This is a genomic window from Noviherbaspirillum soli (genome assembly GCF_015352955.1).
In the GTDB taxonomy this organism is placed as follows: domain Bacteria; phylum Pseudomonadota; class Gammaproteobacteria; order Burkholderiales; family Burkholderiaceae_D; genus Noviherbaspirillum_A; species Noviherbaspirillum_A soli.
In genome coordinates, this window is the sequence record NZ_JACYOX010000014.1 from 52,687 (window position 1) to 66,043 (window position 13,357).

The window sequence follows — 13,357 nt, forward strand, 5'->3', positions numbered from 1 at the left end:
CAATGCTGAAAGCCTTGTTTTTCTGCCTGCTGCTCCTGCTGCAGGCGCAGGCGCCGGCCGCGCCGCCTACCTTTGCGAAGGTCGAGCCCGGCGTGCCGCTGAACTTCCCGCGCGACCATGGCGCCCATCCGGACTACCGCACCGAATGGTGGTACGCCACCGGCTGGCTCAGCACGCCGGACGGCAAGCCGCTGGGCTTCCAGGTCACCTTCTTCCGCGCCGCCACCGAGCACGACCGGGCCAATCCCAGCAAGTTCGCGCCGGACCAGCTGATCATTGCCCATGCCGCGCTGTCCGACCCGGCCGAGGGCCGGCTGCTGCATGACCAGAAGGCAGCCCGTGCCGGCTTTGGCCTGGCCGGGGCAAAGACCGGAGATGCCGATGTCACGCTGGAGCGCTGGAACTTCAGGCGCGACGCCAACGGCGTCTACCACACCCGCGTCAATGGCGCCGACTTCGCGCTCGACCTGACCCTTACGCCAACCCAGCCGGTGATGCCGCAGGGCGATGCCGGCTTCTCGAAAAAAGGCCCGCGGCCGGAGCAGGCCAGCCGCTACTACAGCGAGCCGCAGCTCAAGGTCAGCGGCAGCGTCAGCCGCCACGGCAAGCCGGTGGCGGTGACGGGCAGCGCCTGGCTGGACCGGGAGTGGTCGAGCAGCTATCTCGACCCGGATGCCCAGGGCTGGGACTGGACCGGCGTCAATCTCGACGACGGCTCGGCGCTGATGGCCTTCCAGATCCGCGGCAAGGACGGCAGGAAGCTGTGGGCCTATGCCACCGTGCGCGACGCCGCCGGCCGCGTCACCCACTACACGCCCGACCAGGTCAGCTTCAGCCCGCAGCGCACCTGGCGCTCGCCGCGCACCAATGCCAGCTATCCGGTACAGATCGAGATCCGCACCGGCGACATCCGCTGGCTGCTCAAGCCGCTGCAGGACGACCAGGAACTCGACTCGCGCGCCTCGACCGGCTCGGTCTACTGGGAAGGCGCGGTGACGGTGGAGCGCGACGGACGGCGCGCCGGGCGCGGCTACCTCGAACTGACCGGCTATGTGGAAGCCCTGAAACTATGACCACCAACCAATGAGAACACCATGAAGCAGGATGTCATCCAGCGCCGCTCCACCCTTGCCACCCTGGCCGGGCTGCTGCCTTTCATGGCGCCGTACCGCAAGCGCTTCCTGCTGGCCGGCGTCGCGCTGCTGGTGGCAGCCGGCGCCACGCTGGCGATACCGGTCGCCTTCCGCCAGCTGATCGACCTCGGCTTCGTGTCGAATGTCACCGGCGCCGGCGCGCGCCACATCAACTTCTATTTCCTGGCGCTGTTCGGCGTGGCCTGCGTGCTGGCGGTGGCGACGGCGGCCCGCTTCTACCTGGTGTCCTGGCTGGGCGAGCGGGTCACCGCCGACCTGCGCAGCGCGGTCTATGCCCATGTGGTGACGCAAAGCCCGCAGTTCTTCGAAACCACCCGCTCCGGCGAAGTGCTGTCGCGGCTGACGGCCGACACCACGCTGATCCAGGCGGTGGTCGGCACCAGCATCTCGATGGCGCTGCGCAATGCGCTGCTGTTCGCCGGCGGCATGACCATGCTGTTCATCACCAGCGTCAAGCTCTCCTCCATCATCCTGGTCACGCTGCTGGCTGTGGTGCTGCCCATCGTGCTGTTCGGCCGCCGCGTCAGGAAGCTGTCGCGCCAGTCGCAGGACCGGATCGCCGACGCCTCGGCGCTGGCCGGCGAGATGCTCAACGCGGTCGGCATCGTGCAGGCCTATACCCACGAGGCGCAGGAAGCGCGCCGCTTCGGCGCGGCGGTGGAAGACGCCTTCCAGACCGCGCTGCGGCGCATCCGCGCCCGCTCGCTGCTGACGGTGGTGGCCATCCTGCTAGTGTTCGGCGCCATCGTGTTCGTGCTGTGGCTGGGCGCCCATGCGGTGATCGAAGGCACGATGAGCGCCGGCCAGCTCGGCCAGTTCATCCTCTACGCCACCATCGTGGCCGGCGCGATCGCGGCGCTGTCGGAAGTGCTGGGCGAGGCGCAGCGCGCCGCCGGCGCTACCGAGCGGCTGCTGGAACTGCTGGCCGAGCAGTCGCCCATCCGTTCGCCCGCGCAGCCGGCGGCGCCCGGCACCTGCAGCGCCGGCGGCGCCGCGCTGTCGCTGCTCGAGGTCGGCTTCCACTATCCTTCCCGGCCGCAGTCGCCGTCCATCGCCGCGCTGTCGGTCGACATTGCGCCCGGCGAGACGGTGGCCATCGTCGGCCCGTCCGGCGCCGGCAAGACCACGCTGTTTCAGCTGCTGCTGCGCTTCTACGATCCGCAGCAGGGCAGCATCCTGCTCAACGGCGTCGACATCCGCCGGCTCGACCTGCATGCGCTGCGCGGCGCGATCGGCATCGTGCCGCAGGACACGGTGGTGTTCTCGGCCAATGCGATGGACAACATCCGCTATGGCCGCGACGGCGCCAGCGACGCGGAAGTGGTCAGTGCGGCCAGGATGGCGGCCGCCCATGAATTCATCGAGCGCATGCCCGAGGGCTATCACACCTTCCTCGGCGACCGGGGCGTGCGCCTGTCCGGCGGCCAGCGCCAGCGCATTGCGATCGCCCGCGCCCTGCTGAAAAACCCGCCGCTGCTGCTGCTGGACGAAGCCACCAGCGCGCTGGATGCCGAATCGGAACGGCTGGTGCAGGGTGCGCTTGAAACAGCCATGCAGAACCGCACCACCCTGGTCATCGCCCATCGCCTCGCCACCGTGCAGCGCGCCGACCGCATACTGGTGATGGAACATGGCCGGCTGGTGGAGACCGGCACCCATGCCGAACTGGTGGCCCGCGGCGGGCTGTATGCCGGACTGGCGGCGCTGCAATTCAATCTGGGCTAGGCTCGGGTCGCTGCAAGATTGCCGGACGGCGCCGGCTGCCGCCTACCTCGATCGCACATGTTCTGAACCTGAACTGTTTTCCGGTAACGAATCCGATTATCGGAACGACTTTACCGGAGAACAGTGTGGAAACAGACAAGTCCCTTCAGGCATCGCTGTTCTCGCCGTTCAAGCGGCGGTTCGGCCCAGGCAGGCTGGCCAGCCGGCTGATCGAAAAAATCCACCTCGTGTTTCTGGACGGCGCCATGGTCCACGCCGGACTGGCGATGCTGCGCCTGGCCGGCAGCGCCAGAGAGCCGGATGACGACCGCTTCGCCGATCAGCTGGTCATGCTGGATGAGGATGCGGCCGGCCTGCTGCTGCATTATGCGGACAACGATGCGCTGCGCCACAAGGTGCGGCGCATGCTGGCCGCGCGCGCCGCCTGGTTCGCGTCCAGGGCAATGATCCTGCGGCCGGAGGCAGTGGTACGCATCGATGACGACCTGGCCGACTTTCTCGCACAGCACGGCGACGCGCCGCATGCCTGCTTTTTCGCCCGGACGGCGAGGGACATCCTGCGCCAGCGGCTGTAGCGCGAGACGGGACGACGCCCCTCGGCCTTCCGTCAGCCGCCATGCATGCGCCGGTGCATGCGGCGCAGCCCGAGCCAGACGCCGGCCGCCACCACCGGCACCAGCAGTCCGGTCAGCAGGTCGGGGTTGACCGGCCAGCCGGCCGCCTTGGCCGCCTTGCCGGCATAGCCCAAAAGGCCGATCACATAGTAGGAAATCGCCGCCACCGACAGGCCTTCCACCGCCTGCTGCAGCTTCAGCTGCTGCGCCGCGCGCCGGTTCATCGATTGCAGGATCTGCCGGTTCTGGCGCTCCTGCACGATGCCGACCCGGGTGCGCAGCAGGTCGTTGGTCTGGGCGATCCGGCGCGCCAGCGCCTCCTGCCGGCTGGCGATGGCGGCGCAGGTGCTGACCGCCGGCGTGAGCCGCCGGTCCATGAATTCCTCCACCGTGGGAAAGCCTTCCATCCGCTCTTCCCGCAATTCCTCGATGCGCGACTGCACCAGACGGAAATAGGCCTGCGACGCGGAAAACCGGTAACTGTCATCCACCGCCAGCTTTTCCAGCCGCGCCGCAAGCCGGGTGATCTTGCCCAGCAGTTCCTGCTCGTCGTCATGGCTGTCGCTGTCCCGGCGGTCGTCGGTCGCCACCATGGCCGCGGTCAGCTCGGCCAGTTCGCCCTCGATCGCATTGAGCGCCGGCGTGGCCGCATGCGCATGCGGCAGGCCCAGCAGGCACATCATCCGGTAGGTCTCTATTTCCAGCACCCGCTGCACCAGGCGCCCGGCCTGCTGCTCCATCAGCCCGACGTCGCGCACCACCATGCGCGAGAAGCCGTCGGCCTGGATCAGGAAATCGGTCCACAGCTCGGCATCATGCAGCACCCGGCTGCCCACCAGCAGATTGCCTTCGAATACCCGGCGCAGCCGCCGCGCATATTCCTGCGGCGGCGCGTCCGAGCCGTCCAGCGCAACGTGGGTCGCCACCATGATCTTGCCCTGCAGGCTGGCCAGCCACTGCTGCGGCGCATGCTGCAGCGGCATCCGGTCGAATGCTTCCTCGATGGCCGGGGCGGCGTCATGCCGCTGGGCGAAGGTATAGGTCGCAAATTCGGTGTGGCATTCCCATTTCAGGCGGAAGCGGCCGAAGTCGTGAAAGAAGAACTTGGCCTCGGTAGCCGGCGCGGCCACGCCGAAATGGGCGCACAGGCTGGACAGGAACCCATGCTGGATCGCGCTGTTGGCGGCGCCGGCGGGCTTGCCGTTGCCGGCATAGACCGCCAGGTGGGTGATCGCCTCGGCGCCATGCAGGTGCAGGAAGGGACGGGAATGGACTTCCGCGGCGAGCGGCACGCGCAGGTCATGGTTGAGGCTGGAAAAGATCATGGGCGGCAATAACAATGCAGGATGACGGGATGACGGGATGACGGGCATTCTAGCCGTGAACGCCCTTTTGGCCGTTAAAAACCTCGCAGGCGCCTGGCAGCGGCAATCGAACCACGCGGCTGGGTTACGGTAAAATACGGCCGCCATGAAACCCTACCTCGACCTCGTACGCACCATCCTTGACACCGGCAGCTGGTCTGATAACCGTACCGGAATTCGCACCATCAGCATCCCGGGCGCAATGATGCGCTACGACCTGGACCAAGGTTTCCCGGCGGTGACCACCAAGAAGCTGGCTTTCAAGTCCGTGGTCGGGGAACTGGTCGGTTTCCTGCGCGCCTCGCGCAGCGCAGCCGACTTCCGCGCGCTGGGCTGCAAGGTCTGGGACCAGAACGCCAATGAAAACGCCGACTGGCTGGCCAACCCTTACCGCGAAGGCCCGGACGACCTCGGCCCGGTGTACGGCGTGCAGTGGCGCCAGTGGCCCGCCTACAAGCTGCTCGACGCCGATGCCGCCGCCCAGATCGACGATGCGCAGAAGCGCGGCTTTCGCATCATATCCAGCGTGCAGGACGAAGGCCGCAGCAAGATCCTGCTGTACAAGGCGGTGGACCAGATCCGCGACTGCCTCGACACCATCATCAGGAATCCCGGCAGCCGCCGCATCCTGTTCCATGGCTGGAACCCGGCCGAACTCGACGCCATCGCCCTGCCCGCCTGCCACCTGCTGTACCAGCTGATACCGAACGCCGCCACCCGCGAGATTTCACTGTGCCTGTACATCCGCAGCAACGACATCGGCCTGGGCGCGCCATTCAACCTGGCAGAAGGCGCGGCGCTGCTGCACCTGATCGGCCGCCTGACCGGCTACAAGCCGCGCTGGTTCAGCTACTTCATCGGCGACGCCCACATCTATGAAAACCATGTGGACATGCTGAAGCAACAGCTGGAGCGCGAGCCTTATCCGCTGCCGCGCCTGGTCATTTCCGACCGCATCCCCGACTTCGCCCAAACCGGCCGCTACGAGCCGCAATGGCTGGAACAGGTCGAGCCATCCGACTTCTCGCTCGAAGGCTATGTCCACCATGCGCCGCTGACGGCGCCGATGGCGGTATAAAAGCCGGCAGCCGGCGCTCATCCCGGCGCCAGGCGGTTTCCCCCAGGCAGAAGGCTGCCGCAACGTCCAAGCCCCCACGCAGGCATTTGCCCCCATTGAAACCTCGGTCAGGCGTGCCGTCGCCTGCGCATGGCGCATGGCGCATGGCTTAGCGACGAAGCGTGCAGGGAATCTGACCTTCGGACAAATCGCGGCGGCGCAAGAACCATTTCAATGCGCCTGTCTACTCAATCTTGGCAGCGCCGAAATCCGCCATGCAGGCAAGCGCAAAGCAATGTCATTCATTCACTTTCATCGCTGCGGTTACGCCTTTTCTATCGGAGAAACAAGACATGGCTTCCATATTTTCTTCTTTTTTTCGTCTTCTCTCCGCACAGGAGGAAAAGCCGGATCACCTGGAGAACGATAAAAAACCGAAAGGCAGCAACGCACTTCCTGTTCGGGCGCAGCAGACCGGGCAAAGCATTACGCCCAAGGAGATCAAGGGCATCACCGAACGCAAGTCCGTTTCCCTGCCCGCCGTCCTGGGTCGCATATGGGCTACATTGAAATACCGCGCGGAACTGAGTAAAGCGGCATCGGACTGCAGCAAATTTCTGGCGTCTCTTTCAGGATCCAACTTTGAACTGATTACCGCCGCTTCTTTATTTGGACCTTTAAAACATCTGGAGGACGGGGAATTTAAAAAATTATTCGAGCAGACAATCAATGAAACAATTGTGAAGTTCGCAACGAAAACGCATTTCCCCGACTTGCACGCAATAAAAGCCAAATTAGACCAAAACATTGCGGGATTCTTCGACAAGCCAAGACAAGCCAATTACAACAATGCATACCGCATAGCGAACCAATGCGCGGCCGCCCTTGATCTATCCATTGCCGGACAAGCCATAACGGTCAACTGGACAATATTCGAGAAAGGTGACGCTGATGGCAACGGTGATTAGCCAGGCCGGGCGACTGATGCTGCGGCAGTGTGCAGGACGCCTGTGCATGTTCACACGTCTCCATGGAACCCAGGAAGATTGCTGCCTACTCACCTTTGCCTGTCATCCAGACCGCTCTAGCCACCTCCCCAGCCTGACGACAGTCATCACGACATTCATTAAAGGAGACACCGCATGCATGCCCACGACATCGTCCGCGAATTTGGCGCCCTCGCGAAACTTCCCGAATTCTCCCTGGACGACCGCGGCATGGCCCGCATGCAGCTAGACAGCACCATCATCATCGACTTCGAGTACGACGCCACCAATGACGTGCTGCACCTGTACTCCAGCATCGCGCCGGCGCCCGACGACTGTGCAGCGCAGCTGAAGCTGCTGATGGAAGCCAACCTGTTCCTCGACCGCAGCGTCGGAACCACCTTCGCGCTCGACAGCATTACCGGTGAATTCATGTGCTGCCTGCGCCTCGAACCGGAAAAAATGGACGCGGCGGATCTGGTCAGGCAGGTGGAAAGAATGGCCGACGCGGTCGAGCGCCTGCGCGCCGACCTCGACGGGCTGGATGAACCGGAGGAATCAGGCGCACCGGCGGCGCTGTCGGCGCTGGACCTGAACGAGCTGCGCCGGGGGCCGCTGCGCGGCTAGCGCATTTCCAGCCTGGCTGGCATCAACCGGCCAGTTAGTAGGGTGCAATACCCGAAGGGCATTGCACCGCGGTCCCATACCGCAAAGATCATATCAAGGACCTCCACCCGGGGTCCACGCATGGTGCAATGCCCCTTCGGGGTATTGCACCCTACTGCTACTGAACGCGCTTCGCCGGGCGCCGCGCCGTCATGCCGCGCCGTGCAGCGTCAGCCCTATCGTATTGACGCCGCCCGTACTGCGCGCAAACACCGTGCCCCCGTGCATCTTGGCGATGGCTTTCACGATCGCCAGCCCAAGTCCGTGGTTATCCTGGCTGTAGGCGCGCGACGGATCGGCGCGGTAGAACCGGTCGAACAGCCGGCTCAGATGCTCGCCCGGAATTTCAACGCCCGGGTTGGACACCGCCACTTCGATGCCGCGCGCCTCTTCCCGCATTTCCACCCGCAGCCGGCTGCCCGGCGGGCTGTACTGGATCGCGTTGTGCAGCAGGTTGCTCATCGCGCGCCGGAACAGCGCACGGTCGACCGACGCCACCGCGTCGCCCAGGGTCTCCACCGCCAGCGACTTCTCTTCCATCAGCGGCTCCAGGAATTCAATGGTCTTGTGGACCTCCGCCGCCAGCGACGCCTGGGCCAGGCCATTGGCGGTTTCGCCGCGGTCGGCGCGCGCCAGGAACAGCATGTCGTTGACGATGGCGCGCAGCCGCTCCAGCTCTTCCAGGTTGGACTGCAGGGTTTCCTCCAGCTCGGCCTTGCTGCGCTCGCGCGTCAGCGCTACCTGAGTGGCGCCGATGATGTTGCCGATCGGCGTGCGCAGTTCATGCGCCACATCGGCATTGAATCCTTCCAGCTGCGCATAGGCCGCTTCCAGCCGGTCCAGCGCGCCGTTGAAGGAAGCAGTCAGCGGCGCCAGCTCGCTGACCGCCGGCGCATCCAGCCGCTGCGACAGGTTGCGGGCATTCAGCGCCCGCGCGCCGGCGCACAGCCGCGCCAGCGGACGCAGCCCGAAGCCGGATACCCAGTAGCCCAGCATCGCCACGCAGGCAATGCCGCACAGGGAAATCACGGTCAGTGCAATGGCGAAGTCATGCAGCGTCCTGGCCTGCGGCTCGGTGCTGATGCCCACCGCCAGGTAGATTTCCGGATAGTCGGGAAAGGGCTTCAGGGTGTCGCCCAAGGTCTTGAGCGGATAGGGACTGTCCTTCACCGTCACCAGCTTGACCGAGGTGCCGAATTCCGGATGGCCGCCTTCGGGCGTGGAAAAGCCATAGTTCAGCGCCGTGTTCTCGCAGGCGATCCAGAACCGGGTGTTGCCGTCGGTGGTGGTGATGGTGGTCAGCGTATTGCGCAGCTGGTCCCAGCGTTCGACGCTGCGCACCTGGCTGATCAGCCGCGTCGCCACTTCCAGCTTGCTGCGCAGGTCGGTTTCCTGCTGGCGTTCCAGCGTGGTGGCCAGCGCCCGGTACAGCGCAAAGCCGGACAGCGCGAACACCACCGCCGCCACCAGAGCGAAGGTCACGGCCAGGCGCACCGCAATCGAGCGCATCATGCCGCCTCCCCGTCCCGCCGCGCTTCCAGCACATAGCCCATGCCGCGTATCGTGTGCAGCAGCTTGCGCTCGAACGGTCCGTCGATCTTGGTGCGCAGCCGCTTGATGGCCACTTCAACCACATTGGTGTTGCTGTCAAAATTCATGTCCCACACCAGTTCCGCGATTTCCGTCTTGGACAGGATCTGCCCCTGGCGCCGGCCCAGCGTGGTCAGCAGCAGGAACTCCTTGGACGTCAGGTCCAGCCGCATGCCGGCGCGCGAGGCCTTGCGGGCGATCAGGTCCACATGGAGGTCGGCGATCTGCAGTTGCGCCGCGTCCTGCGGCTTGCCGCGCCGCACCAGCGCCTGCAGCCGCGCCAGCAGTTCCAGGAAGGAAAACGGCTTGACCAGGTAATCGTCGGCGCCCGCCTGCAGGCCGCGCACCCGGTCTTCCACCCGGTCGCGCGCGGTAAGCATGATGACCGGCGTCTGCCGGCGCTGGCGCAGCGCCTCCAGCACCCCGAAGCCGTCCACGCCCGGCAGCATCACATCCAGCACGATGGCGTCATAGTCGTTCTCCAGCGCCAGATGGCGGCCATCCAGCCCGTTGCGCGCCACGTCGACGACGCAGCTGTGCTCGGTCAGGCCCTTGTGGAGGTAGTCGGCGGTCTTGGTTTCGTCCTCGACGATCAGGATCTTCATCTGGCAGATTATCCCGTGAATGCAGGTATTGCTGGATTACAAAATTGTCAGATTCGTGACAGGATGGCGTCGGGGTTGCTTCCCTACACTCTGCCCTCATCCGTGCGCAGTAAAACGGATGCGCATTGTAAGCCGGACGGCAGCGAGCCGCCGATCCGGTTTCCACCAACTGGCCCACACTCAAGAGAGCACGACCCATGAAATTTGCATCCCGCCTGTCCCTGTCCGCCATCGCCCTGGCTTCCCTGCTGACCGCCGGCGCAGCCAGCGCCGCCGCTCCGGCCGGCAACTACAAGATCGACCCGGTCCATTCAGTCGCCTATTTTGAAGTCGGCCATGCCGGCGGCATCAGCCGCTTCATGGGTCGCTTCAACGACATGTCCGGCGACCTGGTGGTGGATGCGCCGGAAAAGAGCAAGATCCGCGTCGACGTCAAGGTCGACAGCGTCGACACCAAGAACGAAGGCCTGGACAAGCACCTGAAGAGCCCCGACTTCTTCAATGCGGTGCAATTCCCCACGCTGAGCTTTGTCTCCTCCGCAGTCACCCTGAACAGTAGTGGCGAGGGCACGGTGGCCGGCAACCTGACCCTGCACGGCGTGACCAAGCCGGTCACCTTCAAGCTCAAGGAAATCGGCGCCGGCCCCGGCCCGCGTGGCGACAGCCGCGTCGGCTACACCGCCAGCACGACCATCAAGCGCAGCGACTTCGGCATTGCCTACGGCATCCCGAAAGCGGCTACCGACGAGGTGGACCTGCGCATCAATATCGAAGCCATCAAGCAGTAACGCATCCAGCCCGCTGCCTCGTCTTCCCTGGGCAGCAGCGGGCTTCATTCCCTGCCCCTTTATTCCGTTTCACTCCCATTCGCAGCCGCCATGCCCGATCCCTCTTTCCTGCTTCCCCTGCTTCTGCAAAGCCTGCTGATTCCCGCCGCCGTCAGCGGCGTGATCCTGCTGCTGTTCTCCGCCAGTCATCGGGCCTGGCCGGCGCCGCTTGCCGTCGCGGCTGGCCTGCTGGCGTCCTACATTGCGACCTTTCATGCGCAGTGGTCCTTTCCGCCGCATCAGGCCCTGGACTGGCTGCCGCTGGTACTGGCCCTGGCGCTGGGCGCGATCGCCGCAACGCGCAGCGACGCGCTGGGTCCGCGTTTGGCGCTTGCGCTGCTGGTGGCGGCCGTTGCCGCCATGCCGGCGCTGGGCAGCAACGGCATGGGCAAGACGCTTCTTGTCATTGCCGCCATTGCCGCGCTGATCACAGCCGCATGGAGCAGTCTGACCGCCGCCAGGCCAAATGGACAGGCCGCCTCGCTGGTTCTGGCCATCGTCGCCGGCGGCGCTGGTCTGGCGCTGATGATCGATGCCAGCCAGCTTTTAGGGCAGCTTTGCGGCGCGCTCGGCGTGGCGCTCCTGGTGTGCGCGCTGCAACGGCGTGGCCGCCTGCATTTCGGCACGGCAGGCATCGGCCTGGCGACCCTCGTACTGGGCGCCTTGCTGGCCTACGCGCACATTTATGCCGGCTTTAGCCTGCTGATGGTGCTGCTGCTGGCCGGCGCACTGCTGGCTGCCTCCCTGGCAATGCAACAGGCGTCCGGGCCGCGCGCTTCGATCGCCGGCGTCGTCGTCGCCGCATTGCCAGTCCTTGCCGTCATTGGACTGGCCATCAAGGCCATGCAGGACTCCGGCGGCTATTGATCAGGCCGCACGCTTTCCTGCGCGCGATGCACACTCCACTCATCTTCTTTCAGGGCGGGCGGTCGATTTTCCATTAGCCTCTGGCTGCTTCACAAAGCGCCGGTTTCCTGCATGGTCCATGCATCAACTGGCGCTTGCGGGTTACGGAGGTAGGAAAGGATTCGACCATGCCTATTTCCACACCCGCCGTGCGGCGGCTTTTCTGGCTCGCGCTGGTTGCGCTTGCCGGCTGCGGCAGCGGCACTGACTCCCGGGACTCAGCCCGGCAAGCCGACGCGCCGGCAGTGCTTTGCCCTTATGGCGACGCAGGCAATGCCAGCGCAGTCATCCTCGTTTCTCCGGATGGCAGCGACAGCGACAGTTGCGGCGGCAGCGCCGAGACGGCCTGCGCCACCATCTCCGCCGCCATTGCACGCTGCAGCGTTGCAGATTGCGCCGTCGCGGTCCGGCATGGCCTGTACCCGATCACACAAACCATCGTCCTGCGCGACGCCGTCAGCGTGCATGGCAGCTGCCGGTTTGGCGATGAACCCGACCATCACTACCGGACCGTCATCGAAGCTGCGCCGCCGGCAGGCATGCCGGCGATCGACGCTAACGCCATCAACTCCAGCACCATCATCAGCGGCTTGCTGGTGCTGGGCAAGGATGAAACAGCACCCGGGGAAGCCAGCGTCGGCATGCGGGTGAGTGCAAGCAAAGGCTTGACGCTGGCGGCTGTAACGCTGGCGTCGGGAACCGGAGGCGACGGCGCGGCGGGCAAGGGCGCCAACGGCGGAACGGGAGGCAATGGAGAAGCACCACGCTTTGCCAGCACTGCCGACAATGCGCCTGGCGGGCTCGCCTGTCCGGGCGAACCGTCACAGGCGACGGGCAGAGGTGGACTCGGTACGGAATCCTTTGATTTCACAGCCGCTCCGTCAAGTTGCGGGTTTGCCTGCAACTGTTATCCAGTGGAACCAAAAAAGAAAGACCCGGCACTTGCTTCCCTGTTCATGGGGCAAGGCAGCGGAGGGGCCAGAGGCGGAATGTATGGAGAAAACGGCAATAGTGGCCCGTCCTGCAATCCTTATGGCGTGCCTCCGCCAACAGCTGGCCAGCCCGGGAACAACGGCGAATTGGGGGACTGCGGCCAAGCCGGCGGCAAGCGCAATGAAGAGGAACAACCAGCCGGTCCACCGCGCCTTGTCGATGGCCGCTGGCTTGCCTCGTTTGGCGCAATGGGTGAGCGCGGCGGCAATGGCAGTGGCGGCGGCGGCGGCGGCTCGGGAGGCTATGCCTATTACAACGCTGAAAAAGAAATCTACTACCGCGGCCTGCCGGGCGGCGGCGGCGGCGGCGGCGGCTGTGGCGGCGCAGGCGGCAGCGGCGGCCAACAGGGCGGCGCCTCCATTGCTCTTATTCTCGTCGACACCACCATCTCCGGGCTTGCGAATGCCGTCCTGATCCCCGGCAAGGGCGGACATGGCGGAGGCGGTGGAAACGGTGGCGGCGGTGGCCCTGGAGGATTGGGAGGTGCGGCGCCTTTCCCACAACAGCCGTGGCCCGTTCTGGGCGCTTTCAAGGTGCCAGGCCTCGGCGCAAAAGGCGGTGACGGAGGCGCGGGTGGCGCTGGCGCCGGCGGTGCCGGCGGCAACGGCGGCCCCACGCCTGCCGTGGCGCTGGCAGGCAATTCACCGGCGCCGGACCTGACGGCAGGCATCGTCTATTCCGGCACGCCCGGCATGCCGGGCGCACGTGGCATTGGCGCCACCAATCCAGCCAAGACCAACAACCCCAATAGCCAATGCCGGGCCAGCGATGGCGAGGACGGCGTCGCTGGCAGTGCTTCATCCACGCTTCGTATCGAGGGAACCAACTGATGCGCAAATGCCATTTCACCAGATGGGTTCAGCTGCCCCT

Annotated in this window: 12 protein-coding genes; 9 read left to right on the forward strand and 3 right to left on the reverse strand. The window is 65.4% G+C overall.

The annotated features are described in order from the left end of the window. Positions 1–2 precede the first annotated feature (2 nt). The 3 genes from IGW04_RS12505 (at position 3) to IGW04_RS12515 (ending at position 3,454) form a co-directional block, all read left to right on the forward strand. Positions 3–1,073: a lipocalin-like domain-containing protein gene (locus IGW04_RS12505; protein ID WP_194713473.1), complete on the forward strand. Its 1,071-nt coding sequence runs from the start codon at positions 3–5 to the stop codon at positions 1,071–1,073. 21 nt (positions 1,074–1,094) lie between these two features. Beyond that, complete coding sequence (locus IGW04_RS12510; protein WP_194713413.1) at positions 1,095–2,879, forward strand: ABC transporter transmembrane domain-containing protein; 1,785 nt, start codon at positions 1,095–1,097, stop codon at positions 2,877–2,879. A 125-nt stretch (positions 2,880–3,004) separates the two neighbouring features. Continuing rightward, complete coding sequence (locus tag IGW04_RS12515) at positions 3,005–3,454, forward strand: hypothetical protein (RefSeq protein WP_194713414.1); 450 nt, start codon at positions 3,005–3,007, stop codon at positions 3,452–3,454. Between the two features lie 32 nt (positions 3,455–3,486). Here the strand turns inward: IGW04_RS12515 and IGW04_RS12520 are convergent, their stop codons facing one another. Continuing rightward, positions 3,487–4,818 carry a DUF3422 family protein gene (locus IGW04_RS12520; RefSeq protein ID WP_194713415.1) on the reverse strand — a complete coding sequence of 444 codons (1,332 nt, stop codon included), beginning with the start codon at positions 4,816–4,818 and terminating at the stop codon, positions 3,487–3,489. Positions 4,819–4,963: 145 nt separating this feature from the next. Here IGW04_RS12520 and IGW04_RS12525 point away from each other — a divergent pair, with 145 nt between their 5' ends. The 3 genes from IGW04_RS12525 (at position 4,964) to IGW04_RS12535 (ending at position 7,527) form a co-directional block, all read left to right on the forward strand. Next, positions 4,964–5,935, forward strand: a complete 972-nt coding sequence (locus IGW04_RS12525; protein WP_194713416.1) for a thymidylate synthase — start codon at positions 4,964–4,966, stop codon at positions 5,933–5,935. A 332-nt stretch (positions 5,936–6,267) separates the two neighbouring features. Further along, positions 6,268–6,882, forward strand: a complete 615-nt coding sequence (locus IGW04_RS12530) for a hypothetical protein (protein ID WP_194713417.1) — start codon at positions 6,268–6,270, stop codon at positions 6,880–6,882. A 174-nt stretch (positions 6,883–7,056) separates the two neighbouring features. Continuing rightward, positions 7,057–7,527 (forward strand): type III secretion system chaperone, encoded by a 471-nt coding sequence (locus IGW04_RS12535; RefSeq protein WP_194713418.1) that lies wholly within the window; start codon positions 7,057–7,059, stop codon positions 7,525–7,527. A 189-nt stretch (positions 7,528–7,716) separates the two neighbouring features. Here IGW04_RS12535 and IGW04_RS12540 read toward each other — a convergent pair whose 3' ends face one another. After that, complete coding sequence (locus tag IGW04_RS12540) at positions 7,717–9,078, reverse strand: heavy metal sensor histidine kinase (RefSeq protein ID WP_194713419.1); 1,362 nt, start codon at positions 9,076–9,078, stop codon at positions 7,717–7,719. Next, the gene (locus tag IGW04_RS12545) at positions 9,075–9,761 is read right to left on the reverse strand and encodes a heavy metal response regulator transcription factor (protein WP_194713420.1); all 687 of its coding nucleotides are present in this window, start codon (positions 9,759–9,761) and stop codon (positions 9,075–9,077) included. The genes IGW04_RS12540 and IGW04_RS12545 overlap by 4 nt, the downstream gene beginning before the upstream one ends. A gap of 197 nt (positions 9,762–9,958) precedes the next feature. On the opposite strand from IGW04_RS12545, the gene IGW04_RS12550 reads away from it, so the two are divergent. From IGW04_RS12550 to IGW04_RS26055, 3 genes are all read left to right on the forward strand, one after another. Next, on the forward strand, positions 9,959–10,549 hold the full coding sequence (locus IGW04_RS12550) for a YceI family protein (protein WP_194713421.1): 591 nt from the start codon (positions 9,959–9,961) through the stop codon (positions 10,547–10,549). A gap of 90 nt (positions 10,550–10,639) precedes the next feature. After that, positions 10,640–11,455: a hypothetical protein gene (locus IGW04_RS12555; protein WP_194713422.1), complete on the forward strand. Its 816-nt coding sequence runs from the start codon at positions 10,640–10,642 to the stop codon at positions 11,453–11,455. A gap of 167 nt (positions 11,456–11,622) precedes the next feature. Then, the gene (locus IGW04_RS26055; protein WP_194713423.1) at positions 11,623–13,317 is read left to right on the forward strand and encodes a hypothetical protein; all 1,695 of its coding nucleotides are present in this window, start codon (positions 11,623–11,625) and stop codon (positions 13,315–13,317) included. The last annotated feature ends 40 nt before the right edge of the window (positions 13,318–13,357 follow it).